Consider the following 21,313-nt stretch of genomic DNA (forward strand, 5'->3'; position numbering starts at 1 on the left):
ACCATGACCACATCCGCCACACGGGTGCGCGGGGCGGCGCTGTTCGCGACCGCGGGCGCCGTCCTCGCCGCGTTGTTGTTCGGTACGGGTGCCCCCTCGGCCGCGGCGGACACCGCGGCGACGGATGAGGTGACGGACGCGGCGAAGGTCGTGCCGGTGCAGACGACGGGCCCCGCCGACAAGCGCTTCAATCTCGTGGTGCTCGGCGACGGCTACACGGCGGCGCAGCTGCCGGAGTTCCGCGCGCACGTCGAGACCCACCTCAACGTGCTGTGGTCGACGGAACCGTTCGCCTCCTACCGTTCGTACATCAACGTGTGGGCCGTGGAGAGCGCATCCGCCGAGTCCGGCGTCGACTGCGACCCCGGCCTCGACGCCGCTCGCCGGGACACGGCGCTCGGCATGGGCTTCTGGGGCGGCTGCAACCCGAACAGCGTGCAGCGGCTGCTCACCGTGGACACCGGCGCCGCGACGGCGCTGGCCGATCTCGTACCGGGCACGTCGGGCGCCAACCGGCAGATCGTGGCCCTGGCCAACAGCGACACCTACGGCGGCGCGGGCGGTGCCTACGCCACCGCGTCCGGCGGCAACGCCCTGTCCTCGCTGATCACCCCGCATGAGCTCGGCCACTCGCTCGGCAAGCTCCAGGACGAGTACGACTACTACGCGCGCGGGGTGCCGGGCGGCGCCTACAGCGGCGGCGAACCGGCGTCGGCGCACCACACCTTGCTGACCGAGGACCAGATGCGCGAACAGCGCGCGAAGTGGTGGCGCTGGCTCGGCGAGGAGAGCGAGTCGGGCGGGGTCATCGGACGCCACGAAGGCGGGATGTACAGCACGAAGGGCGTGTGGCGGCCCAGCAAGCACTCGATCATGAAGACCCTCGGGTACGCCTTCGACCAGGTCGAGCGCGAGGTGATGGTGCAGAAGATCTCGGCCAAGGTGAACCTCGTGCAGGGCCACACGCCCGACACGGCCCCGATCGGCGACGACCGGACTGTGTGGGTGGACACCCTGCACCCGGTCGGCGGTGAACTCGATGTCGTATGGCGGCTGGACGGCGACCGGCTGCGGGCGGTGGGCGACGCACGCACGGTCGATCTGCGCCGTCTGCGCCTCACGCCCGGCACGCATACGCTCACGGCGACCGTCACGGATCCCACACCGTTCGTACGGGACCCGGCCGTGCGCGCGTCGACGGCGCTGACGCGCACGGTGACCTGGACGGTGGACACGTCGGTGGGCACCGCGCCGGACGAGGTGGCGGCGGCGTTCACCGACCACACCTCGACCGGGGCGCCCGTCGGTGCCGCTTCGGTGGTGTACGCCGAGACCACGCACCCCGCCGGCCGCCCGCTCGCGGTCCGCTGGACGCTCGACGGCCGTCCCGTGGCCAACCCGGGCAACGACCGCGACCTGGACCTGGGCGCCCTGCGGCTGCGGCCGGGCGCCCACGAGCTGACGGCCCGCATCGCGGGCACCGACGAGGAACTGACCTGGGCCGTGGACGCGTCGCCGGCCACGGCCGCCTACGAACTGTCCGAGCCGCTGCGGACGGTCCACCGGCCCGGCAAGCCGGTGGAGTACGTCTACGACGGCCCGTTCACGATGGGGCTGACCGCCCGGGACGACCAGGACGGGTATGTGGTGCGGCAGTTCAGGGTCGACGGCGACGGCTGGCAGACGTACTACGGCTGGCCCACCGACGCCGGCGCCCCTTACCGGTTCACCCCGCAGGGCACCGTGATCGACGATCTCGTGTACGGGAAGCTGGGCACGCCGCGCGTGGTGCCCTGGGACGACGCCACACCCGACTACGGCACCCACACCATCGAGTACCGCACGGTCGACGCGGCCGGGAACGTCTCGTCCGCGAGGCGGTTCCTGGTGACGCTGCTGCCCCCGCGGCAGCAGGTCAGCTGACCAGGAAGTCGGCCTTGCCGGACTTCGCGCCCTGGATGAAGGCGGCGATCTCGTTGGTGGTGTAGATGAGTGCGGGACCGTCGGGATCGGCGGACTGGCGGATCGCGACCCGGCCGTCGGACAGCTTCATGGTCTCGACGCAGTTGCCGCCGTTCCCCCCGCTCCAGGGTTTGTGCCAGCCGTCCTCGCCCAGCTCGGCGGCGGGCATGCCGTTGTATATGCGCTTCATTCACAGCTCCTTGCGCAGAGCATTCAGAATCTCCTTCGTGCGTTGTGCCGTCGCGGCCTGCGCCGCCATGCGGTCCATGACCTCCAGATGCGTGGCGACCTCGGGGCGCGCGTCGAGATAGACGGCACCGGTCAGGTATTCGCTGTAGACCATGTCCGGGAGCTCGGGCATGGCGAACCGGAAGAGGACGAAGGGCCCGTAGGTGCCCGGGTGGTGGCCGCTCGCGAACTCGGCGATCTGCAGCGTCACATGGGGCAGCCGGGTGCTGTCGAGCAGCTTGTCGATCTGCTCCTTCATCACGCCGGGGCCGCCGACGGGCCTGCGCAGCACCGTCTCGTCCATGATCACCCACAGTCGGGGCGCGTCGGGACGGGTGAGCAGCGCCTGACGCTCCATCCGCAGCGCCACGTGCCTCTCGATGTCCTCCGGATCGGTGTGCCCGATGGCTCCGCCGAGCATGATCGCCCGTGCGTAGTCCTCCGTTTGCAGCAGTCCGGGCACGAACTGCGGTTCATACGCACGGATGAGACTCGCGGCGCCCTCCAGGCTGACGTACATGCTGAACCAGCCCGGCAGGACGTCGTGGAAACGCTGCCACCAGCCCGGTTTGTTGGCCTCCTCGGCCAACTCCACGAATCCGCGGGCCTCCTCGTCGCCGATCCCGTACGCGCCGAGGAGCAGCTGCACATAAGGAATCTTCAGCGCCACCTCGGCGGTCTCCATCCTGCGGATGGTGCCGGCGGCGACGCGGAGGATCTTCGCCGCTTCCTCGCGTTTGAGACCGGCGCGCTCCCGCAGGTCCTGCAGGCGCTTGCCGAGGACGACCTGGCCCACGGTGGGGGCGGACCGCGGTTCACTCACTTCGAGACCTCCCCACGTGCTGTGTTGCGAGCAGTGTGCCATGGCGGTTCAGCGATGAACACGCCCAGTCTGCATTTTTCAGAGTGACTCTTGCCAACGTGACGGTTGCAGCGGGAGACTGGCCGTGTGAACCGTGACGCGCTCACCACCCCCTTTCCGGACGCGAGTTCGGACACCGCCACCTCCCGCTACGGCTTCGAGGTGCCGGCGCGCGTCGAATCCGTCTCCCGTACAAGACGGCTGGTGAGCGAGCGGCTCGACCTCTGGGGCATCGGCGGCGACACGCGCGACACAGCCCTGCTGATCGTCTCCGAACTGGTCACCAACGCGGTGGTGCACACCGGCGGCCACCTCGTCTCCTGTCAACTGCACTGCGGCGAGGGCCGGTTGCGCGTCACCGTGCAGGACCAGGGCTCGACGGCGACCGGCCCCCGGGTCTGCCACGGCCTCGAGGAGGAACGCGGCCGCGGCCTGCTGCTCGTCGAAGCGGTCAGCACCGCGTGGGGGACGCACGACTGCGAGCGCGGCACGGGTCGTGCCGTATGGGCCGAACTGCCCTGCGCGGCAACGCCGTTCGCGTCCGGCTGGCAGTGCTGAGGAGCCTGGCTGCGCTCCTCGCCCGGGGCGTACGCCACGAACAGGCCCCGCCGACGCCGCAGCGGGTCCTGCCACCGCGGCTCGTGGACCGCTGCCGTCACCAGGAGGCCGGGCTGACCCGCCTCGTCCTGCCCGATTCGCTGCCGGCCGAGCTCGGCTGCGACGCCGTGGGCGTCCCCGCCCGCTTCGGGTTCCGCCTCCTCGGCCGCATGCCGCGCAGCGGGTGTGTCTTCGCCGACAGCCAGTGGTGGTGGTGGATCGTTCCGGCGGGATCAGATCTCGACCTGCTGTGGCCGCTGCCCGCGCACTACGCCAGGGGCGCCCGGGTGCCGGGCGACAGACCCCGGCTGATCCGCGGCCCGAACGGCCCAAGTCCCTACACACCGCCCATCCCCCTGTACCTGACGGCCTGCCAGCTGACCGGCGCCGCACCGAAGTGGCCGACCGCTGTCGGCAGCGCACGAGGTGCGTGATCCGGCGGACGGCGCCCGTGCCACTGCGGATAGGCTTTCCGGCATGTCAGAAGCCAATACGAGCCCGGAACGGCAGGGGCTCACACCGCGCCAGGCCCGCCATGTCCGCATAGCCCTCTCCGCGGGCATTATGATCGCTGTCGGCGCCGTCCTGGTCCTGCGGCTCGGCAGTACGCACTCGGTGCTGACGCTCGGCTTCTACGGCATGGCGCTGATCCTCTCCGGCAGCGCGCTCGTCCTCAGCCGCGCGGGACGCACCCGCTGGGCCACACTGGTCCTGGGCATCGGAGTGGCGGTGGCGGTCGTCGCGGAGTGGGCCGTGGCCGCGATGCGCTGAGGCCCGCCGGAGAGCGGCGACAGGCCCCGTGCGCACGAGGCCGTTCGCCGCTCAGCCCCCGGAGACCGCGCGCAGGTGCGCCCTGCCGCGGGGCACTCCCGGTGCCGCCGAGCGGCTCTCGCGGAGCACAAGCGTGAGGCGGGTGTACCCCTTGTCCTGCAGGGAGGCGGGGGTCTCGTCCACGACCCGGCAGTCGGTGCGCCCCCACCGGGGATCGGGGTGGTTCACCGGCCGCACCGCTCCGTCGTGGTGGACCGCCGCCGCGCCCACCGCCCTCATCCAGTGCGGCAGTCCGCACCGGTAGGCCGCGTCCATGATCGGGTCGAGCGCGATGTCGTCACGAATGGCCGAAAGGCCGTCGTCCTCGCCGTCGCCCTCCAACGCGTCCGCGAGCTGGGCCATCAGCGGCAGGCACCAGCTGGTCTCGTGCTCGGCGAGCACCGTGGGCGCGTCGGGGTGGAAGAGCGCGAAGCGCAGGAAGTTCTGGTGGGGCATGGCCGTGGGGTGCGGGCCCATGTTGCGGAACAGGGCGTCGAAGGCGGGGTTCGTGTGGACCACGTCCCAGCGCCGGTCGAACAGCAGGGAGGGCAGCGGCACCGCGTCCATCAGGGACGCGTAGTCGCGCAGGTACGCCTGGGTGGCCCGGTCTGCCGGGTCTGCCGGCTCCGCGGGCCGTATGGGCGACGAGGGCACCGGAGCGTGTACGGGGACGGGCGGGTGGAGCGGCCCGGAGGGGCGTGCGGGGACGGGCCTGCGGACCGGTCCGGAGGGCGGAACGGGACCGGACGGCCGCAGCGGGGCGCCCGACTCGCGGAAGCTGTCGCGGTCGCCGCCGATCCGGCGCAGCCGGCCGCGCTGCGTGGTGTCCATGTCCGGGGTGTCATCGATGCGCTTCGTACGGGCGCTGCCGCGGGCGGCCTTGACGCGGCCGGGTCGCCCCTGAGCTCCGGGGCGACCGACGCCCGCCTCGTACGTCATCGAGAACGCCGCCCTTCCGAAGCTTCTCGAAGTCCTGCCAAGTCCAGCTGTGGCAGCCCCCTTTGGATCTTCATCCTGCCTGCGATCCTCTTACCGCCGAGGCGACTATGTCAACTATCGTGGCATTCAGCGCCGTTGAACGCACGATTTCCGCCACAGCTGTGGCAAGACCTGGTTGCATTCACTCGAAGCGGTTAATCTCCCGGCAGCCCCTTGAGTGCGGGGCTGCCTCGCGTGATCTAGGAGACCTACTGGTGACGGACGGCTTCTCGGTTCCGGGTCCGGCCGCGGACGACCCTCTGGCGGCATCTGTCGCCCGGGTGGCCGACCTCGCGGACAAACTCGGAATCAGCCACGACGAGGTCTTCGACGTCGACACGCTCTCCGAAGCCTCGGGCGTGCCGGCGGACGTGGTCGGCGCCCTGCTCGACGGGCGCCCGGCCGGCGAGACGGACCTCCAGGCGCGCTTCCTGCAGCGCTTCGACCTGCTGCGCAGGACCCGGCTCAAGCCCAACGGCCGCCGGTACACGCAGCAGGAGATCGCCGACGGCGCGGGGATGTCGCGCCAGCAGGCCGGGGCGCTGATCAACGGCGACCGCCGGCCCACCATGGAACACTGTGACGCGATCCAGCGGTTCTTCAAGGTCCACGCGGGCTTCCTGACCGCTGACGACCCCGACGCTCTCGTCGGCGCCCTGCACCGCACCGAGCAGAGTCTGCTTCAGGACTTCGTGGGCGAAAGCGACCCGCTGGAGCGGCTGTTGCAGGACCATGGTGTGCGGGGCATCGCCTGGCGGGCTGCCCAGCTGCCCACCGACAAGCACCGGGACAAGGTCACTGAGTGGCTCGACATGCTCCTCGAGAGCGTCAAGCCGACGGACCACCCCTGATTTCCGGACAGGCTGGAAGTCAGGACGTGTCCCGACGGGTGCGCGCGGGGAGAGGAGAGCGGTGAGCATAGGCAAGGACATGCGCCGGCTGTGCGGCGAGCTGATCGCCGGAATCGACCTGCCGGCGCCCGCCGCCCCCGCCGATCTCTACCGTGCGCTGTGCGACGGAATGAGCAGACACCGCGGCAGGCCGGTCCGTTACCGCATGGCCTCGTTCCCGCCCGGCACCGCGAGCGGTCTGTGGCTCGACATGGCGGAGCAGGACCTGATCGTCATCGAGGAACGCACCGCACCCGACCACCAACTGGTCATCCTCGGCCATGAGCTGTGGCACATGAAGGCCGGGCACTGCAGCCACCACGTCGAGGGCGCCGCCGTGGCGGCGCGCCTGCTCACCGACGAGGCCGATCTGCAGGCGACCGTGCTGAAGGTCGCCGCACGGTCCCGGTCCGACCAGGCCGAGGAGCGCGAGGCGGAGAGCTTCGGCCTGCTGCTCGGCAGCAAGTGCCGTGCGTGGCTCACCGGTTCGGCTGGGCGCGGCCCGGTGCAGCGGGAATGTGTCGCCGGACGTATCGAGGCCTCGCTGGGATACCGCGGGCCCCAGGGCTGATGCGTGGACGGACCCGACTACTACATACCCGCCGCCGCCCTGGGCGTCGCACTGGCGTTCAAGCTGCCCGGGACGCTGCGCGACTGGCGTGATCCGCTGCTCCGCTCGGTGTGCGCGCTGCTGGTCCTCGCGGCCTGCACCTTCTTCTTCGCCGCGCCGCCCACCATCGCGGCGGTCAACCGCCTCACCGGCGTCGCCAACTTCTCGGCCCCGCTGGTCTACTGCATCCTGACCGCGTTCAGCGCCTCCTGCCTGGTCCTGCTGGTCAACTGGCGCGGCGGCCCGCCGCAGGAGACACGGCGCGTCTCCGTCCGCTGGGTCGTCGGCTACGGCGTCGTCGTCGTGCTCCTGATCGTCCTGTTCCTGCTCGGGGAGGCGCCCGAGGAGCGGCTGCGGGACCTCGACACGCACTACGCCACGACTCCGTACATCCGCGAGATGATCGTCCTGTACCTGATCGCGCACAGTGTGGCGGCCGTCGGTATGACGGCGCTGTGCTGGCGGTGGTCGCTCCAGGTGCGCGGCTGGCTGCGCGGCGGCCTGGTGGTCATCGTGTTCGGGTCGTTGTTCAACCTGGCGTACGGCGTGAGCAAGTTCACCGCCGTCTTCGCCCGCTGGGCCGGTCACGACTGGGACGCGCTGAGCACCCTGGCCGCGCCGCCCCTCGCCTCCGTCGGGGCCCTGCTCAGCGCGATCGGCTTCGTCCTGCCGCTCGTCGGGCAGCGGCTGTCCGACACCTGGCACGACTGGGCGGCCTACCGGCAGCTCGGGACGCTGTGGCGGGAGCTGCGCGCCGCGTCGGCGCCCGGCACGCCCACGGTACGCATCTCCTTCTTCTCGCCCGTCGAACTGCGGGTCACCCAGCGCGAGTCCGACATCCACGACGGCCTGCTGCAGCTCGACCCGTACTTCGACCACGGGCTGCGGGCGAGCGCGTACGAGGAGGCGGTCGCGGACGGCGCCGAGCCGCGCGAGGCGCAGGCCGTCGCCGACGCCGCGATGGTCGCCGCCGCGCTGCGCTCCCGCGCCGCCGACCCGGAGGGCGAGATCATCAGCTCGGCCCAGGCCTACACGTCCGAGGCCGCGCAGGGACCGCGCGATCTGGTGCGCATGTCCCTGGCGCTGCGTCATTCACCCGTCGTCGCGGCAGTGCGCGTGCGCGCGGCCCGGTCAGAGAGCGGCATCCGATGAGCGATCCCTTGAGAACCGTCCGGAGCACGCCGCGTACAGCGGTCGTGATCGGCGGCGGCCTGGCCGGCATGCTGGCGGCCGGCGTCCTGCGTCCCCACGTCGACGAGGTCACCGTCGTCGACCGGGACGCCCTGCCCGACGGGCCGCACGCCCGCAGGAGCCTGCCGCAGGCCCACCACGCCCATCTGCTGTGGTCGGGCGGCGCCCGGGCCGTCGAGACCCTGATGCCGGGGACCACCGAGCGCTGGCTCGCGGCGGGGGCCCGGCGCATCCCGCTGCCGACGGGACTGGTGTCCATGTCGGCGCTGGGCTGGTTCCGCCGCTGGCCGGAGATGCAGTTCCTCATCGCCTGCAGCCGTGACCTGCTCGACTGGGTGGTCCGCGAACAGGTCACCGCCGGTCCGGGGGTCACCGTGCTGCAACGCACCGAGATGCTGGGCCTGGAGGGCGGTGCGACGCGCGTCACGGGCGTACGGGTGCGCGGAGCCGACGGGAACGAGCGGGTGCTCCGGGCCGACCTGGTCGTGGACACGAGCGGCCGCGGCTCGCGGGCGCCCGACTGGCTGAGGGCGCTCGGCGCCGGCGAGGTGCGGGAGGAGAAGGTCGACTCGGGCCTCGCCTACGCCAGCCGCCTATTCCGCGCGCCCGCGGGCTCCGGCGACTTCCCCGTCGTCAACGTGCAGGCGGACGCGCGGGAGCCGCGGCCGGGGCAGACAGCAACCGTCGTGCCCATCGAGGGCGGGCGCTGGATGGTGACCCTGTCCGGTACCCGCGGGGGTCAACCCACCAGCGCCGCCGACGAGTTCGAGAACTTCGCCCGCTCGGTTCGCCACCCCGTCGTCGGCGAACTGATCGCCGACGCCGAGCCGCTCACCGACGTCTTCGTCAACCGCAGCACCGTCAACCGGCGCCGGTACTACGAGAAGGTCGCCGACCTGCCGGAGGGCTTCGTCGCGATCGGCGACGCGGTCGCCACGTACAACCCGGTCTACGGGCACGGCATGTCGGTGGCCGCACAGGGCGTGCTGGCCCTGCGCGAGGCGGTCGCGGCCCGGGGCGTGACCGCTCCGGGGCTCTCCCGCTCCGTGCAGCGTGCGGTGGCCGGCCCGGTCTCCATGGCCTGGGACCTGGCCACCGGGCAGGACATCCTCTATCCGGGCGCGATCGGAAGGGAGCCGGGCGCGAGCTCGAGGGTGCTGCGGCACTACGTCGACCGCCTGATGCTGACCGCGACCGGGCGGCCTCTCGTCGCCAAGGCCCTGTTCGACGTCATGACCCTGTCCTCGCCGATCACCTCGCTGCTGCGACCGGAGATCGCGCTGGCCGTGCTCCGCGGTCCCAAGCTGCCCCGGCTGCCGGGCCCGCCGCTGACGGCCGAGGAACTGCGGATCGCGAAGGAGCCCCGGGGCGAACGGGAGCCGGACGCGGCGGACGCGTGACACCCGCGGGCGGGCGTTCAGCAGGCCCGGCAGGCACGCGGGACGCGGGCGCCGGCCGGTGGAAGGTCCACCTGACGGCGACGGTGCCATGCGCCCCAGCGGACCGGGCGCCGACTCCGGGTACGCGCTCGGGGCAAGGGCGGGTCGCGGCCGGGTCCTCACCCCACTGCGGCAGCGCGGCATCGCCTAGGCTCGGCCGCACGATGAACGCCAATCACACAGACGCGGCACCGGCCCCGGGCGGAGGCACGCGTGGCCGGCCGGGGCGTCACGCCCCCACGCCGCTGGAACCGAAGGCCGACAGGGAGACGGTCAGGCGGCACAACCTGAGCCTCGTCCTGCGTGCCGTGCGCGACGCGGGCGAGACGACCCGCGCCGGTGTCGCGGCACGGGTCGGGCTCACGCGCGCCGCGGTGTCGTCCCTGGTCGAACAGCTGCTGGAGAGCGGCTTCCTGTCCGAGTCCGGCAAGACGTTCAGCGGACAGGCGGGCCGGCCGGGCACCGTGCTGAAGCTCGCCCGCACAGGGGTCGCGGGACTCGGCGTCGAGATCAACGTCGACTACGTGTCCGTCTGCGTGGTCGACCTCGCGGGCACCGACCGCGTACGGCTCGTGGAACACCTCGACAACCGGGGCACCCCGCCCGAGCGCGTCTTCGGCCGCGCGGCGGGGATCGCGGCGCGGGCGCTGGCCTTTGCCGCCGAGCAGGACCTCAGGCCCGTGGGCGCGGCGCTGGCGTTGCCGGGCCTCGTGGCGGCCGGGTCCGTCCGCCAGGCCCCCAACCTGGGCTGGACGTCGGTCCCGGCCGAGACGCCGTTCGCCGAGGCGCTCGCCGCACTGCGGCCCGGTCCGGCCGCGCTGCCGGTGCGTTCGGAGAACGAGGCGAACCTCGCGGCGCTGGCCGAGCTGTGGTTCGGCGGCCTCGGTGACGTGCGCAGCTTCCTCTACCTCACGGGCGAGATCGGAGTGGGCGGCGCACTGGTCCTGAACGGCGAACTGCTGCGGGGCGCGCACGGTTTCGCGGGCGAGATCGGGCATGTGTCGGTCGCGGACGACGGGCCCTTGTGCCGCTGCGGCTCACGCGGCTGCCTGGAGCAGTACGCGGGCCAGTCCGCGCTGCTGAGGGCGGCGGGCATCGACGAACGCGCCGGCGCGTCGGGCGTGGCCGAACTGGAGCGGCGCGCCCGCGCGGAGGAGCCGCGTGCGGTGGCGGCGCTGACGCAGGCGGGCGTGATGCTGGGGCGGGTGCTGTCCGCAGCGGTGAACCTCTTCGACCCGGACGCGGTGGTCCTGGGCGGGATCTACCGCCCGCTGCTGCGGTGGCTCGGGCCGCCGGCGGGCACGGAGCTGTCGACGCGGGTGGTGTCGGGCCTCTGGCCCCCGGGCAGCACACGCCTGCGCGCCTCCTCCCCGGCGGCGGACGCGGCGCGGGGTGCGGCGGCGCTGACGGTCGACGACGCGCTGGCGGATCCGATGGGATACGGGGGGCGGGGGAGCTGATGCCGCCGATCCTGCCTTCCCGGAACCGTGGCAGGACCCGGCCCCCGCACCGCGCTCCGCGCGGTGTCGTCGATCAAGCACCCCCTACGGCCTGGCCGTAGGGGGTGCTTGGTCGAGACACGCAGCGCCGCGGCGCCGGCCGGGCTGCCGGTCACGGCTCCGGGTCGAGCACGACCGGCAGTTCCGCGAGGCCGCGGAAGGCGGGGAAGGGAACCTCCATCCACTTCGCCTCGGCAGCGGGGTCGGCCAGAGCGACCTGCGGGAACCGGCCGAACAGGCTGGTGAGGGCCAGCTGCGTCTCCAGCCGCGCCAGCGGTGCGCCCAGGCAGTAGTGGCTGCCGTGGCCGAACCCCAGATGGCCGCTCTGCTCGTTTCTCGGCCGCCTCACGTCGAGCTCGTCCGGGGAGTCGAACTTCAGCGGATCGCGATTCGCCGACATGAGCGAGATCTGCACCAGGGCACCCTTGGGGACGCGCGTTCCGCCGATCTCCACGTCCTCGGTCGCGAACCGGAACGTCGCGCTCTCCACCGAGCCGTCGTAGCGCAGCAGCTCTTCCACGGCGGCGCCGACCAGTTCCGGGTCCTTCTGCACGGCACGCAGCTGTGCGGGGTTGGCCAGGAGGTGGTACACGGCATTTCCGATGAGGTACGCGGTCGTCTTGTGGCCCGCGAACATCAGCAGGAACGCCGTCGAGACCAGCTCGTTCTGTGTGAGGCCGCCGTCGTTGTCCTGGGCCTCGGTGAGCGCGCTGAGCAGGTCCTCACCGGGGTGCCGGCGCTTGCGCGCGATGAGATCGGTGAAGTAGGCGTGGAGGTCCTCCTCCGCCTTCTGCTGGGCCAGCTTGGACTCCTTGCTGAAGCCCGTCTGCGCCACCGTGGCGGACAGCCGGTGCATGTCGGCCCGCTCCTCGAGCGGCACGCCGAGCAGTTCGCAGATCACGGTGATCGGCAGCGGGAACGCGAACGCGGGCAGCAGATCCACCGGCTCACGGGTGGGACATGCGTCGAGCAGCTGGTCGACGATGCCCTGGATCTTCGGCCGCATCGCCTCGACGCGGCGCGGGGTGAACTCGGAGTTGACGAGTCTGCGCAGCCGCGTGTGCTTGGGCGCGTCGGCGTTGAGCATGTTGTCGTCGAGCGAGACCGACGAGTCTCCGAAGATCCTCCGGTACGCGTCCATGGCCCCGTACATGTCCTTGCTCAGCCGAGGGTCGGACAGGGCGGCCCGGGCGTCCTCGTACCGTGTGATCAGGTACGTTTCGATGCCGTGCGGGGGAGTCATCGGGCAGACGGGCGCCGTGTCCCGGAGGGCGGCGTACACCGGGTGCGGGTTGCGCCGGAAGTCGGCGGTGCACTGTTCGGCACTGGTGACGGGGTCGCGCGTAGTGGTCACGGACGGCTCCTGAGGTCGAAGAGGGCCTCGGCGTTGCCGCCGAGGATGAGCTGCTGGGACGCCTTGTCCAGGGGCAGCTTCTCGATCATGCGGATGAGGTCCTCCAGCGGCGCGGACAACGGCGGCGAGTCGCTGCCGAACAGCATCCGTTCGGGCCCGAGCACCTCCGCGTTGAGGCTCAGGTGTGCTGGGCTGAACGGGCTGGTGTCTACGTACATGCGCCGCAGGGCCGCGGCCGGGTCGGCCGACACCGCCTCGGGTGCCGGCCGGCCCGATGCCTGCTGGTCGGACGCGGGGGCGGGGGACGGCGCGCCCCCGCCCCAGTGCCGGGGGCGCGCCGCCGTCTGCAGGCGCTCCGGCAGCAGCGCCATCGCGCCGCCGCCGGTCGCGCCGATCAGCCGCAGACCGGGGTACTTGTCCAGCCATCCCGCGAACGCGATCATGGCCATGCCCGCCGTGACATCGCCGAACCGGCCGACCTGCTCGACGAAGCCCATGTTGTCCACGTGCTCCGTGCCGATGGGTTCGGCCGGGGCGTGCACCAGGACCGGGACTCCCGCCTCCGCGGCCAGCGCGAAGAAGGAGTCCGCCCGCGGCGAGCCGAGCAGCTCGCCGCGGACGCTGGAGGTGGTGATCAGGCCGACGAAGGCGGGGTCCGCCAGCGTCTCCCGCACCCCTTCCAGGTGATCGTCGTCACCGAACGGGTTGGCGTAGACGTACCCGCGGAGCTGGTCCGGGAAGGAGGAGACCAGACCCGACATCCAGGCGTGGAAGCCACGCAGCCGGTCGCGCGGCTGCTTGTAGTTGTCCACGCCCGGGACCCGAGCCATCGCGCCGGCGCCCACCGGGCTGCCGATGATGGTGAGGTCGATCCCGGCCTCGGCGCGCGCCGCGAGCATTCCGTCGACGTCGGTCAGGCTGGGGGGCATCGGGAAGCGTCTGGCCGCCTCCGGTGGGGACAGATGTCCGTGGATGTCGATGATCATGTGTGGGTTCCCGGTTCCGGTGTGACTGCGCGGGTGACCGCGGCACAGTCCTCGTCGCCGAGCCCTTGCTCGGTGGCGCGGACGTGGGTCTCCGCGGCTGCGGCGGTGAGCGGAAGGCTCAGGCCCTCCGCGGCCGCCTGCTCCACAGCGAGCATGAGGTCCTTCGCCATGAGGCGCAGCCGGAAGTCCGGTTCGTCGAAGCGCCCGGTTGCAAGGCGCCGCGACTTGAACGTCATGACCGGCGAGGCGAAGCCGCTGCCCGCGATCGTCTTGAGGACCAGCTGCTTGTCGAGGCCGGTGGCGGCCGCCAGTTCGGCGGCCTCGGCCATCGCCTGCACCTCTATTCCCATGAGGAGATTGAGGAGCAGCTTCATCCGCATGCCGGAACCGAGTGCGCCCAGATGGACGACCTCCTTGCCCAGCATGTCCAGCAGGGGCCGGCCGGCGGTGAAGACCCGCTCCTCGCCGCCGACGAACAGGCGCAGTTCGCCGTCGCGGGCGTGGTCGCGATTGCCGAGCATGCCGACGTCCATGACGGACGGCACGTCACCGGCGAGCCGGACGACCTCCTCGGGTGCGACGGTGCTGGCGCATATCAGGGAGCCGGGGTAGGCCCCCCTGGCCAGGACGCCGTCCGGGCCGTGCAGCACGGTTTTGAGGGCGTCGCCGTCGGCGACCGTGCAGATGGCGGCGGTCGTCCCCTCGACGGCTTCGCTGGGGCGGCCGGCGGCGAAGGCGCCGGCCCGGGTGAGCGGCTGTGTCCGCTCCGGGGTGCGGTTCCACACCCGCACCTCTACTCCTTGCGCGAGCAGGCGTGTGGCCAGGCCCGTGCCCATCGTGCCGAGACCGAGGACGGCGACGGGACCGGCGCCGGCGTCGGGGGTGCTGACGTTGCGCGTCATGACTTCTCCTCCACGGTCTCCTTGACGACCCGGAACCGCAGCGACTGCGTCGAGTCGACCCACTGGCGCAGCGGAGCCACCAGAGCGCGGTGCTCGTCGCTCTGCTGCCAGGCGAAGAAGTGTTCGGGAGTCTCCCACTCGCTGGTGATCACCCACTGACGGGAGTCGTCCACCGGTCGTCCGAGTCTTTCGACGATGTGGCCGGGGGTACGAGCAACGGATCGACGCATCTGCTCGTACATCTCCAGGAATCCCTGTTCGCCGCCCTCGATCACACGGACCGCGAAGACCACGGAAAGCCGTTCGGCCGTTTGGCCGTTCTGCACAGTGCCCATGTCTCCTCCTGATGGTGAGATCCGCCAGGACACGCTTCCCAAGGACTCATGGGCTCCGTGGCGACGCAACTCCAAATGGGGGACTCCCCAGGCGGGACAAGGGCTTTCCCGTCTCGGCTAGCCCGACCGGGTGATCCCGAAAGAGCTCGCCGAGGCGGGTTCGACCACCCCGCCGGACGGCCGCGAACAGGTGACTCCTGGAGGGCCTCGACAAGCGCGTCGCGCGCTCCGCCTCAGACGTCGCGGCGCAGCAGGTCCTCGTACGTCTCGCGGCGGACCACCTCCCGCGACGTGCCGTCCGCGCAGAAGACCACCGGCGGGCGGCGCGCGCCGTTGTAGTTGTTCGCGAGCGAGAGGCAGTACGCGCCCGTGACCGGCACCGCGATGACGTCGCCCACGCGCGGGTCCCGCAACGGCACGTCGCGGATCAGGGTGTCCCCCGACTCGCAGTGCCGCCCCATCAGGTCGCAGCCGACGCCTCCGCCGACCCGCGTGCCGACCGTCGCCTCGAACCGCTGTCCGTACAGCATCGGTTCCAGGTTGTCGCCCATGCCCCCGTCCACGGCCACGAGCGTGCGCGGCCCGTGTTTGACGGTCACCGCGCGGTAGAGCGTGGTGGCCGCCCCGGCGACCAGGGAGCGGCCGGGCTCGATGAGCAGGCGGGCCGTCGCCGGGAGGTGCTTGCGGGCGGCGTCGGTGAGGGTGCGGACGTACTCCTCGATCGTCGGCGGACGGTCGGCGTACGTGTAGCGGACGCCGAGACCGCCCCCGAGGTCGTACACCGCGTGCTCGCCGAGTTCACCGATCGCCGCGATCGCCTCGACGGCGCGGGCGAACGGCGCCGTGTCCAGCAGCTGGGAGCCCACGTGCACGTGGAGTCCCTCCAGCAGCAGCCGCTCGTCGCCCCGCAGCCGGGCGGCCGCGCGGACGGCGTCGGGCACCGCGAGGCCGAACTTGGAGTGGCGGTGCCCGGTCGCCATCGCCTCGTGGGTGTCGGCGTCGACGTCGGGGATGACCCGTATCAGCACGCGCTGCGGGGCCCTCGCACGGGCCTCGCGGTCGTGCTCCAAGAGGTGTTCGAGGCGGTCGATGTCGTCGAAGTTGTCCACGACGACGGTCCCCGCGCCCGCGCGCAGGGCCATCGCGAGCTCCTCGTCGGTCTTGGCGTTGCCGTGCACGACGATGCGCCGCGGCCGGCGGCGCTGCGCGCGGAGGCGGACGACGTCCTGCGCGCCGTGTCCCGCCGCGAGGACGCCGACGGCGGCGGGTACCTCGGCCGGCTTCCGGCCGGCTGCCGGGGCCGACGCCTGGCCGCGCGACGGCCAAGGACGTACGCCATCTCGTCCTGCTCGACCGGCTGGGCGGTGAGTTGCGGCGTGAGCCCTGGCTGCGGCTGCCCGCCGTGGCCCTGTTGCTGGCGCACGACGCCGAGCACGGGACGGACTACGCGGCCTCCCTCAGGGCCTGGCTGGCGGCGGTCGGCGACATCGGGAAGGCGGCGGCCGCCCTGACGGTGCATCCCAACACCCTGCGCTATCGGCTGCGCCGGGCCCGCGAGCTGTTCGGTCTCGACCTCGACGACCCGGACGTGGTGCTGGCCGCCTGGCTGGAACTGGCGTCGGCAGCCGGCGAACCGGGCCCGAGCGGCCGGACCGGACAGACGCCGCGGGCGCCCCGCCGGGGGTGACCGGCAGGGCGCCCGCGGCACCGGGCGGGACGGTTCAGACGCGCGGCCGGTCGGCGGCCGCCGTCTCCAGGCCGGTCTCGGCGTGCCGCGCCGGAGCGGCGCCCTTGCGCCCTTCGTCGGCCCGCAGGGCCGAGTGCCGCCGTCCGAAGCCGAGGTAGAGCGCGGCGGCGAGGAGCAGCCAGGCGCCGAACAGGGTCCAGGTGATGCCCGGCAGGAGGTACGCCAGGTACAGACAGGACCCCGCCGCGAGTACGGGGACGACGGGGTACAGCGGCACCCAGTAGGAGCGCGGGGCGTCGGGGGCGATGCGCCGCAGGACGACGACCGCGGCCGCGACGGCGACGAACGCGACGAGGGTGCCCATGGACGTGAGGTCCGCCAGGTACTGCAGCGGCACGAGCGCGGCGAGCCCGCCGACGAGCACGCCGACGATCCAGGTGTTGTGCACGGGCGTGTGGCGCTTGCGGTCGACGCGGCGGAAGACCTGCGGCACCAGACCGTCGCGGGCCATCGAGAACAGGATGCGGGTCTGTCCGAAGAGGGTGACCAGCACGACGCTGAAGATGGACACGACCGCGCCGGCGGACAGCAGCACGGCGGGCCAGCCGGCCCCGGTGACGTCCCGCAGGATCTGCGCGAGGACGGCCTCGCCGGCGTCGGCCTGCTCGCCGAACCGGCCGGTGGGCTGGGCGCCGACGGCCGCGACGGAGACCAGGATGTACAGCAGCGTGACCGCGCCCAGGGTGAGGAGCAGGGCCAGCGGGATCGTGCGGCGCGGGTTGCGGACCTCCTCGCCCGCGGTGGCGACGGTGTCGAATCCGACGTACGAGAAGAACACGCCGGAGGCGGCGACGCCGATGCCCGCGATGCCGTGCGGCGCGAAGTCGCTGAAATTCTCGGCGCGGAAGGCGGTGAGGGCGACGAAGACGACGAGGACGCCGATCTTGACGGCGACCATGACCGCGTTGACGGCGGCGGACTCGCGGGTGCCGCGGGCGAGGAGCAGCGAGCAGAGCAGGACGACGACGAGGGCGGGGACGTTCACGTAGCCGCCGGCCCCGGGCGGCTGGCTGATCGCGTCGGGGAGGGTGAACCCGAAGAGCGCGTCGGTGAGTTCGTTGAGGTACTGGGCCCAGCTGACGGCGACGGTCGAGACCGCCACCCCGTACTCGAGGATCAGGCACCAGGCGACGAGATAGGCGGCGCCCTCGCCGAGGGAGGCGTACGCGTAGGAGTAGGTGCTGCCCGCCACCGGCAGCACACCGGCCAGCTCCACGTAGCACAGCGCGGCGAGGCCGGCGACGACGGCGGCGACGACGAAGGACAGGACGACACCGGGGCCGGCCTTGTTCGTCCTCGGGTGTCAGCGGGCCCCCAGCAGATGGTCCATCGCCAACTGGTCCAGGCGCTCGAACGCCATCCCCCGCCCGGCGGCCGCGTCGACGTCGAACTCCTCGTAGGCGCCCCGGTCCGCCAGCAGTCCCGCGAGGCCGTCGTCCGCCGTGGGACGGGCCAGCTCGTCCAGGCGCGCCGCGCGCAGCGCCTCCACGACCTCCGGATCGGCGCGGAAGGCAGCGGCACGCTCCTTGAGGATCAGGTAGTTGCGCATGCAGCCGGCCGCCGACGCCCACACCCCGTCGCCGTCCTCGGTCCTCGGCGGCTTGAAGTCGAAGTGGCGCGGGCCGTCGTAGCCGGCCGTCTCCAGCAGGTCGACCAGCCAGAACGCCGACCGCAGGTCACCGGCGCCGAAGCGCAGGTCCTGGTCGTACTTGATGCCGTTCTGGCCGTTCAGGTCGATGTGGAAGAGCTTGCCCGCCCACAGGGCCTGCGCGATGGAGTGCGGGAAGTTCAGACCCGCCATCTGCTCGTGGCCGACCTCCGGGTTCACGCCGTACAGCTCGGGCCGCTCCAGGCGTTCGATGAACGCGAGCGCGTGACCGACCGTCGGCAGCAGGATGTCGCCGCGGGGCTCGTTGGGCTTGGGCTCGATGGCGAAGCGCAGGTCGTAGCCCTGCTCGGTGACGTACTGGCCGAGCAGGTCGAAGGCTTCCTTCATCCGGTCCAGAGCGACGCGCACGTCCTTGGCCGCACCCGACTCCGCGCCCTCGCGACCGCCCCAAGCCACGTACGTCCGCGCGCCGAGCTCGGCCGCGAGGTCGATGTTGCGGAGGGTCTTGCGCAGCGCGTACCGGCGCACGTCGCGGTCGTTCGCCGTGAAGCCGCCGTCCTTGAAGACGGGGTGTGTGAACAGGTTCGTCGTGGCCATCGGCACGACCATGCCCGTCTCGTCCAGGGCCTGCCGGAAGCGCTTGACGTGCTCGGCGCGCTCGCTGTCACTCGCGCCGAAGGGGATCAGGTCGTCGTCGTGGAAGGTCACACCGTAGGCGCCGAGTCCGGCGAGACTGCGGACCGACTCGGCGGGGTCGAGCGGGGGCCGCGTCGCGTCGCCGAAGGGGTCCCGGCCCTGCCAGCCGACGGTCCACAGTCCGAAGCTGAACCTGTCGCCGGGGGTGGGTGTGAAGCGTTCCGTCATGGCCGTGCCCGCCTTCGCGTCGAGGTTTGTTTTCTTGCCTTACTAATAATGCACACCTGGCCCCGAGCAATGAAGACCCGCGACATCTGGTGCACCCGACCGGCCGTGGCGTAATTTGTTCGGAGCTCGGCCAAATACGCGGCCGCGACAGAACGAGAGGTGGATGCCATGCCGGCGAACGCGGTCGTCATCGGGGTGGACAGCTCGACCCAGTCCACCAAGGCGGTGTTCACCGACGCCGCCACGGGCCGGCCGCTCGCCATCGGGCGCGCGCCCCATCGCGTCGACGGAGAGGGCGGCGCACGCGAGACCGATCCGGAGGTCTGGTGGCGGGCGCTGCGCGAGGCGGTCGCGACCGGCCTCAAGGAGCTGGCGGCCGTGGGCGTCGACGCCTCCGCCGTCACCGGCATCGCCGTCGCCGGACAGCAGCACGGCCTCGTCGTCCTCGACCGGACCGGAGCCCCGCTGCGCCCCGCGCTGCTGTGGAACGACACCCGTTCGGCACCCCAGGCGGCCGCCCTGACCGAGGCCCTCGGCGGCCCGGACGCCTGGACGGCGCGCACCGGATCGGTGCCGGTCGCGTCCATGACCGCGGCGAAGTGGCAGTGGCTGCGGGAGAACGAGCCCGCCTGCGCCGAGGCCGCGGCGGCCGTACGACTCCCCCACGACTTCCTGACCGAGCGCCTGGCGGGCGTCGCGGCCACCGACCCGGGCGACGCGTCGGGCACCTGCTGGTACTCCACGGCCACGGGCGCCTACGACCCCGGACTGCTCGGCCTCGTCGGCCTCGACGCCGCCCTGCTGCCGCAGGTGGCGGCGACGGGCGGCACCCGCGTCGGCGCGCTCACCACCGCGTCCGCGTCCGCGCTCGGCCTCCAGGCCGGTACCGCCGTGGCCGCCGGCACCGGCGACAACATGGCCGCGGCGGTCGGTCTCGGACTCGGCGGGGAGGGGCTGTTGAACCACCCGGTGCTGAGTCTGGGGACGTCGGGCACGGTGTTCGCCGCGAGCCGCACCCGCCCCGCGTCGCCCCTGCTGGCGGGGTTCGCCGCGGCCGACGGCACGTACCTCCCGCTCGCCTGCACGCTCAACTGCACACTGGCGGTGGACAAGGTCGCGGCCCTGCTCGGCCTGGACCGCGACGCGGCCGAGGCAGGCGGCGAACTGGTGGTCCTGCCCTATCTGGACGGGGAACGCACCCCGGACCTGCCCGCCGCCGCCGGCCTGCTCACCGGCCTGCGCCACACCACCACCCGTCAGCAGATCCTCGGCGCGGCCTACGAGGGAGCGGTGGTCACGGTGCTGCGCGCCCTCGACGAAGTGCTGCGCGCCTGCGGCGAGGACCCGGCCGCGCCGGAGGCGGCGTCCCGCCCGCTGCGTCTGGTCGGCGGCGGCGCGCAGGGCCGCCACTGGGTCGAGACGGTCCGCCGCCTGTCGGGCCGCCCCCTGCTGATCCCGGACAACACCGAACTGGTGGCTCTGGGGGCCGCTGCGCTGGCGGCGTCGGCGGCGACCGGCGAGGACGCGGTGTCGGTCGCGACGACCTGGGGAACGGAGGGCAGGGAACTGCCGCCGCTGGAACGCGACATGGAGACGTGGGAGCGGGTCACCTCGGTCCTGGACCGTGCGACGCCCTCACTGCTGACCTGACCGCGCGGGCCGCCCGGCCCGACGCCACGGTCACGGCCGCAGATCGAGGTCCCTGTCCAGGTCCTCCAGCTCCAGCTCCGCGTCGACGTCCAGGTCGAGGTCCTCGTCCCCCAGCCCGAGGTCCTGGTCCAGACCCAGGCCCTCGTCCAGGTCGAGCTCGTCGACCGGGTCGAGGTCCAGTGCGGGCTCGGTGCCGGCCGGGGGGCGGGGGCCGCCGCTCAGGGCGATCTCCGCCCGGACCATGCTGCCCGTCTCGGTGCGGTGCGCGACTGTGCGGGTCGCGTACGCGTCGACGAGGCGCAGGCCGCGCCCGCAGGGCACATCGGCGTCCAGCGGCTCCTGGCGCGGGTTGGGGCGGTGCTTCCAGCAGCCGGCGTCCATCACCTCGACCAACAGCAGCTCACCGCGGACACTGATCGCCGTGGACACCCACGGACTGCCGCTGTGCATCACCACATTCGTGACGAGCTCGGTGACGATCACCGACAGCGCCTCGTCGAAGTGCTCGGCCAGCCGCCATCGACGTGCGACCGCCCGGACGAAGCGCCGCAGTGCCCGCGCCGCCTGTGGTGAGGACGGCATCGCGCAGTGGGCGAGGCTTCGCAGAGCAGAGGTGGGTCCGGCCCGTTGCGGGGCCGGGTCCGATGCACGTTCTATGGCGATCACTTGGGCTCCTGTTCGGTCGGGCAGCACTGCCCTGACCAAGGTCCAGCGGCCGGGAGGTCGGATCACGCCTCACCGGGCCGTCGACAGCCATGCAGACCTTCTGCGGCAGCCCAACACTCGTGGCCGTGCGCGGA

The 21,313-nt window shown here is 72.4% G+C and carries 21 protein-coding genes and 2 pseudogenes; 11 read left to right on the forward strand and 12 right to left on the reverse strand.

Annotation, left to right across the window (positions count from 1 at the left end; genetic code table 11):
* Positions 1 to 3: 3 nt before the first annotated feature.
* The gene (locus HW130_RS24505; protein WP_177151855.1) at positions 4 to 1,923 is read left to right on the forward strand and encodes a M64 family metallopeptidase; all 1,920 of its coding nucleotides are present in this window, start codon (positions 4 to 6) and stop codon (positions 1,921 to 1,923) included.
* On the opposite strand, the gene HW130_RS24510 is transcribed toward HW130_RS24505, so the two are convergent.
* Together HW130_RS24510 and HW130_RS24515 are read right to left on the reverse strand one after the other, a co-directional pair.
* Positions 1,916 to 2,152: a DUF397 domain-containing protein gene (locus HW130_RS24510; protein WP_177151856.1), complete on the reverse strand. Its 237-nt coding sequence runs from the start codon at positions 2,150 to 2,152 to the stop codon at positions 1,916 to 1,918. The genes HW130_RS24505 and HW130_RS24510 overlap by 8 nt on opposite strands.
* Entirely contained in the window at positions 2,153 to 3,013 is an 861-nt protein-coding gene (locus HW130_RS24515; protein WP_177151857.1) for a helix-turn-helix transcriptional regulator, read from the reverse strand.
* 126 nt (positions 3,014 to 3,139) lie between these two features.
* Here HW130_RS24515 and HW130_RS24520 point away from each other — a divergent pair, with 126 nt between their 5' ends.
* From HW130_RS24520 to HW130_RS24530, 3 genes are read left to right on the forward strand one after another with little or no spacing between them, the layout of a single operon-like run.
* Positions 3,140 to 3,610 (forward strand): ATP-binding protein, encoded by a 471-nt coding sequence (locus HW130_RS24520; protein ID WP_177151858.1) that lies wholly within the window; start codon positions 3,140 to 3,142, stop codon positions 3,608 to 3,610.
* Positions 3,556 to 4,083: a hypothetical protein gene (locus HW130_RS24525; RefSeq protein ID WP_309140554.1), complete on the forward strand. Its 528-nt coding sequence runs from the start codon at positions 3,556 to 3,558 to the stop codon at positions 4,081 to 4,083. The genes HW130_RS24520 and HW130_RS24525 overlap by 55 nt, the downstream gene beginning before the upstream one ends.
* Positions 4,084 to 4,126: 43 nt before the next feature.
* Positions 4,127 to 4,420 carry a hypothetical protein gene (locus tag HW130_RS24530; RefSeq protein WP_256356307.1) on the forward strand — a complete coding sequence of 98 codons (294 nt, stop codon included), beginning with the start codon at positions 4,127 to 4,129 and terminating at the stop codon, positions 4,418 to 4,420.
* Positions 4,421 to 4,471: 51 nt separating this feature from the next.
* Here HW130_RS24530 and HW130_RS24535 read toward each other — a convergent pair whose 3' ends face one another.
* Positions 4,472 to 5,398 (reverse strand): transcriptional regulator, encoded by a 927-nt coding sequence (locus HW130_RS24535; protein ID WP_177151859.1) that lies wholly within the window; start codon positions 5,396 to 5,398, stop codon positions 4,472 to 4,474.
* A gap of 254 nt (positions 5,399 to 5,652) precedes the next feature.
* On the opposite strand from HW130_RS24535, the gene HW130_RS24540 reads away from it, so the two are divergent.
* The 5 genes from HW130_RS24540 to HW130_RS24560 all read left to right on the forward strand — a co-directional run bounded on the left by HW130_RS24540 (position 5,653) and on the right by HW130_RS24560 (position 11,027).
* Positions 5,653 to 6,288 (forward strand): helix-turn-helix transcriptional regulator, encoded by a 636-nt coding sequence (locus HW130_RS24540; protein WP_177151860.1) that lies wholly within the window; start codon positions 5,653 to 5,655, stop codon positions 6,286 to 6,288.
* A gap of 79 nt (positions 6,289 to 6,367) precedes the next feature.
* Entirely contained in the window at positions 6,368 to 6,898 is a 531-nt protein-coding gene (locus HW130_RS24545; RefSeq protein ID WP_177151913.1) for a toxin-antitoxin system, toxin component, read from the forward strand.
* A gap of 3 nt (positions 6,899 to 6,901) precedes the next feature.
* Positions 6,902 to 8,089 (forward strand): MAB_1171c family putative transporter, encoded by a 1,188-nt coding sequence (locus HW130_RS24550; RefSeq protein ID WP_177151861.1) that lies wholly within the window; start codon positions 6,902 to 6,904, stop codon positions 8,087 to 8,089.
* Positions 8,086 to 9,528: an FAD-dependent monooxygenase gene (locus HW130_RS24555; RefSeq protein ID WP_177151862.1), complete on the forward strand. Its 1,443-nt coding sequence runs from the start codon at positions 8,086 to 8,088 to the stop codon at positions 9,526 to 9,528. Before HW130_RS24550 ends, HW130_RS24555 begins: the two co-directional genes overlap by 4 nt.
* A gap of 203 nt (positions 9,529 to 9,731) precedes the next feature.
* On the forward strand, positions 9,732 to 11,027 hold the full coding sequence (locus tag HW130_RS24560; RefSeq protein WP_177151863.1) for an ROK family protein: 1,296 nt from the start codon (positions 9,732 to 9,734) through the stop codon (positions 11,025 to 11,027).
* Between the two features lie 151 nt (positions 11,028 to 11,178).
* Here the strand turns inward: HW130_RS24560 and HW130_RS24565 are convergent, their stop codons facing one another.
* The 6 genes and pseudogenes from HW130_RS24565 to HW130_RS36165 all read right to left on the reverse strand — a co-directional run.
* On the reverse strand, positions 11,179 to 12,420 hold the full coding sequence (locus HW130_RS24565) for a cytochrome P450 (protein WP_177151864.1): 1,242 nt from the start codon (positions 12,418 to 12,420) through the stop codon (positions 11,179 to 11,181).
* The gene (locus tag HW130_RS24570; RefSeq protein ID WP_177151865.1) at positions 12,417 to 13,406 is read right to left on the reverse strand and encodes an amidohydrolase family protein; all 990 of its coding nucleotides are present in this window, start codon (positions 13,404 to 13,406) and stop codon (positions 12,417 to 12,419) included. Before HW130_RS24570 ends, HW130_RS24565 begins: the two co-directional genes overlap by 4 nt.
* Positions 13,403 to 14,308, reverse strand: a complete 906-nt coding sequence (locus tag HW130_RS24575) for an NAD(P)-dependent oxidoreductase (RefSeq protein ID WP_177151866.1) — start codon at positions 14,306 to 14,308, stop codon at positions 13,403 to 13,405. Before HW130_RS24575 ends, HW130_RS24570 begins: the two co-directional genes overlap by 4 nt.
* Positions 14,305 to 14,643, reverse strand: a complete 339-nt coding sequence (locus tag HW130_RS24580; protein ID WP_177151867.1) for an antibiotic biosynthesis monooxygenase — start codon at positions 14,641 to 14,643, stop codon at positions 14,305 to 14,307. Before HW130_RS24580 ends, HW130_RS24575 begins: the two co-directional genes overlap by 4 nt.
* A 233-nt stretch (positions 14,644 to 14,876) precedes the next feature.
* Entirely contained in the window at positions 14,877 to 15,302 is a 426-nt protein-coding gene (locus tag HW130_RS36160; protein ID WP_256356317.1) for a hypothetical protein, read from the reverse strand.
* Positions 15,282 to 15,839 (reverse strand): annotated as a pseudogene (locus HW130_RS36165) (diaminopimelate decarboxylase family protein); the annotation flags it as partial. The pseudogene HW130_RS36165 and the gene HW130_RS36160, both read right to left, overlap by 21 nt.
* A 173-nt stretch (positions 15,840 to 16,012) precedes the next feature.
* Here HW130_RS36165 and HW130_RS24590 point away from each other — a divergent pair.
* Positions 16,013 to 16,330 carry a helix-turn-helix domain-containing protein gene (locus tag HW130_RS24590; RefSeq protein ID WP_256356308.1) on the forward strand — a complete coding sequence of 106 codons (318 nt, stop codon included), beginning with the start codon at positions 16,013 to 16,015 and terminating at the stop codon, positions 16,328 to 16,330.
* A gap of 34 nt (positions 16,331 to 16,364) precedes the next feature.
* Here the strand turns inward: HW130_RS24590 and HW130_RS24595 are convergent.
* Positions 16,365 to 17,672 (reverse strand): annotated as a pseudogene (locus tag HW130_RS24595) (APC family permease); the annotation flags it as partial.
* Between the two features lie 21 nt (positions 17,673 to 17,693).
* The gene (gene xylA, locus HW130_RS24600) at positions 17,694 to 18,863 is read right to left on the reverse strand and encodes a xylose isomerase (RefSeq protein ID WP_177151868.1); all 1,170 of its coding nucleotides are present in this window, start codon (positions 18,861 to 18,863) and stop codon (positions 17,694 to 17,696) included.
* A 168-nt stretch (positions 18,864 to 19,031) separates the two neighbouring features.
* Here xylA and xylB point away from each other — a divergent pair, with 168 nt between their 5' ends.
* Positions 19,032 to 20,513 (forward strand): xylulokinase, encoded by a 1,482-nt coding sequence (gene xylB / locus HW130_RS24605; RefSeq protein ID WP_177151869.1) that lies wholly within the window; start codon positions 19,032 to 19,034, stop codon positions 20,511 to 20,513.
* Between the two features lie 30 nt (positions 20,514 to 20,543).
* Here xylB and HW130_RS24610 read toward each other — a convergent pair whose 3' ends face one another.
* Positions 20,544 to 21,179, reverse strand: a complete 636-nt coding sequence (locus HW130_RS24610; RefSeq protein WP_309140555.1) for an ATP-binding protein — start codon at positions 21,177 to 21,179, stop codon at positions 20,544 to 20,546.
* Between the last annotated feature and the right edge of the window lie 134 nt (positions 21,180 to 21,313).

The sequence above is a fragment of the Streptomyces sp. PKU-EA00015 genome (assembly GCF_013387495.1).
GTDB lineage: Bacteria > Actinomycetota > Actinomycetes > Streptomycetales > Streptomycetaceae > Streptomyces.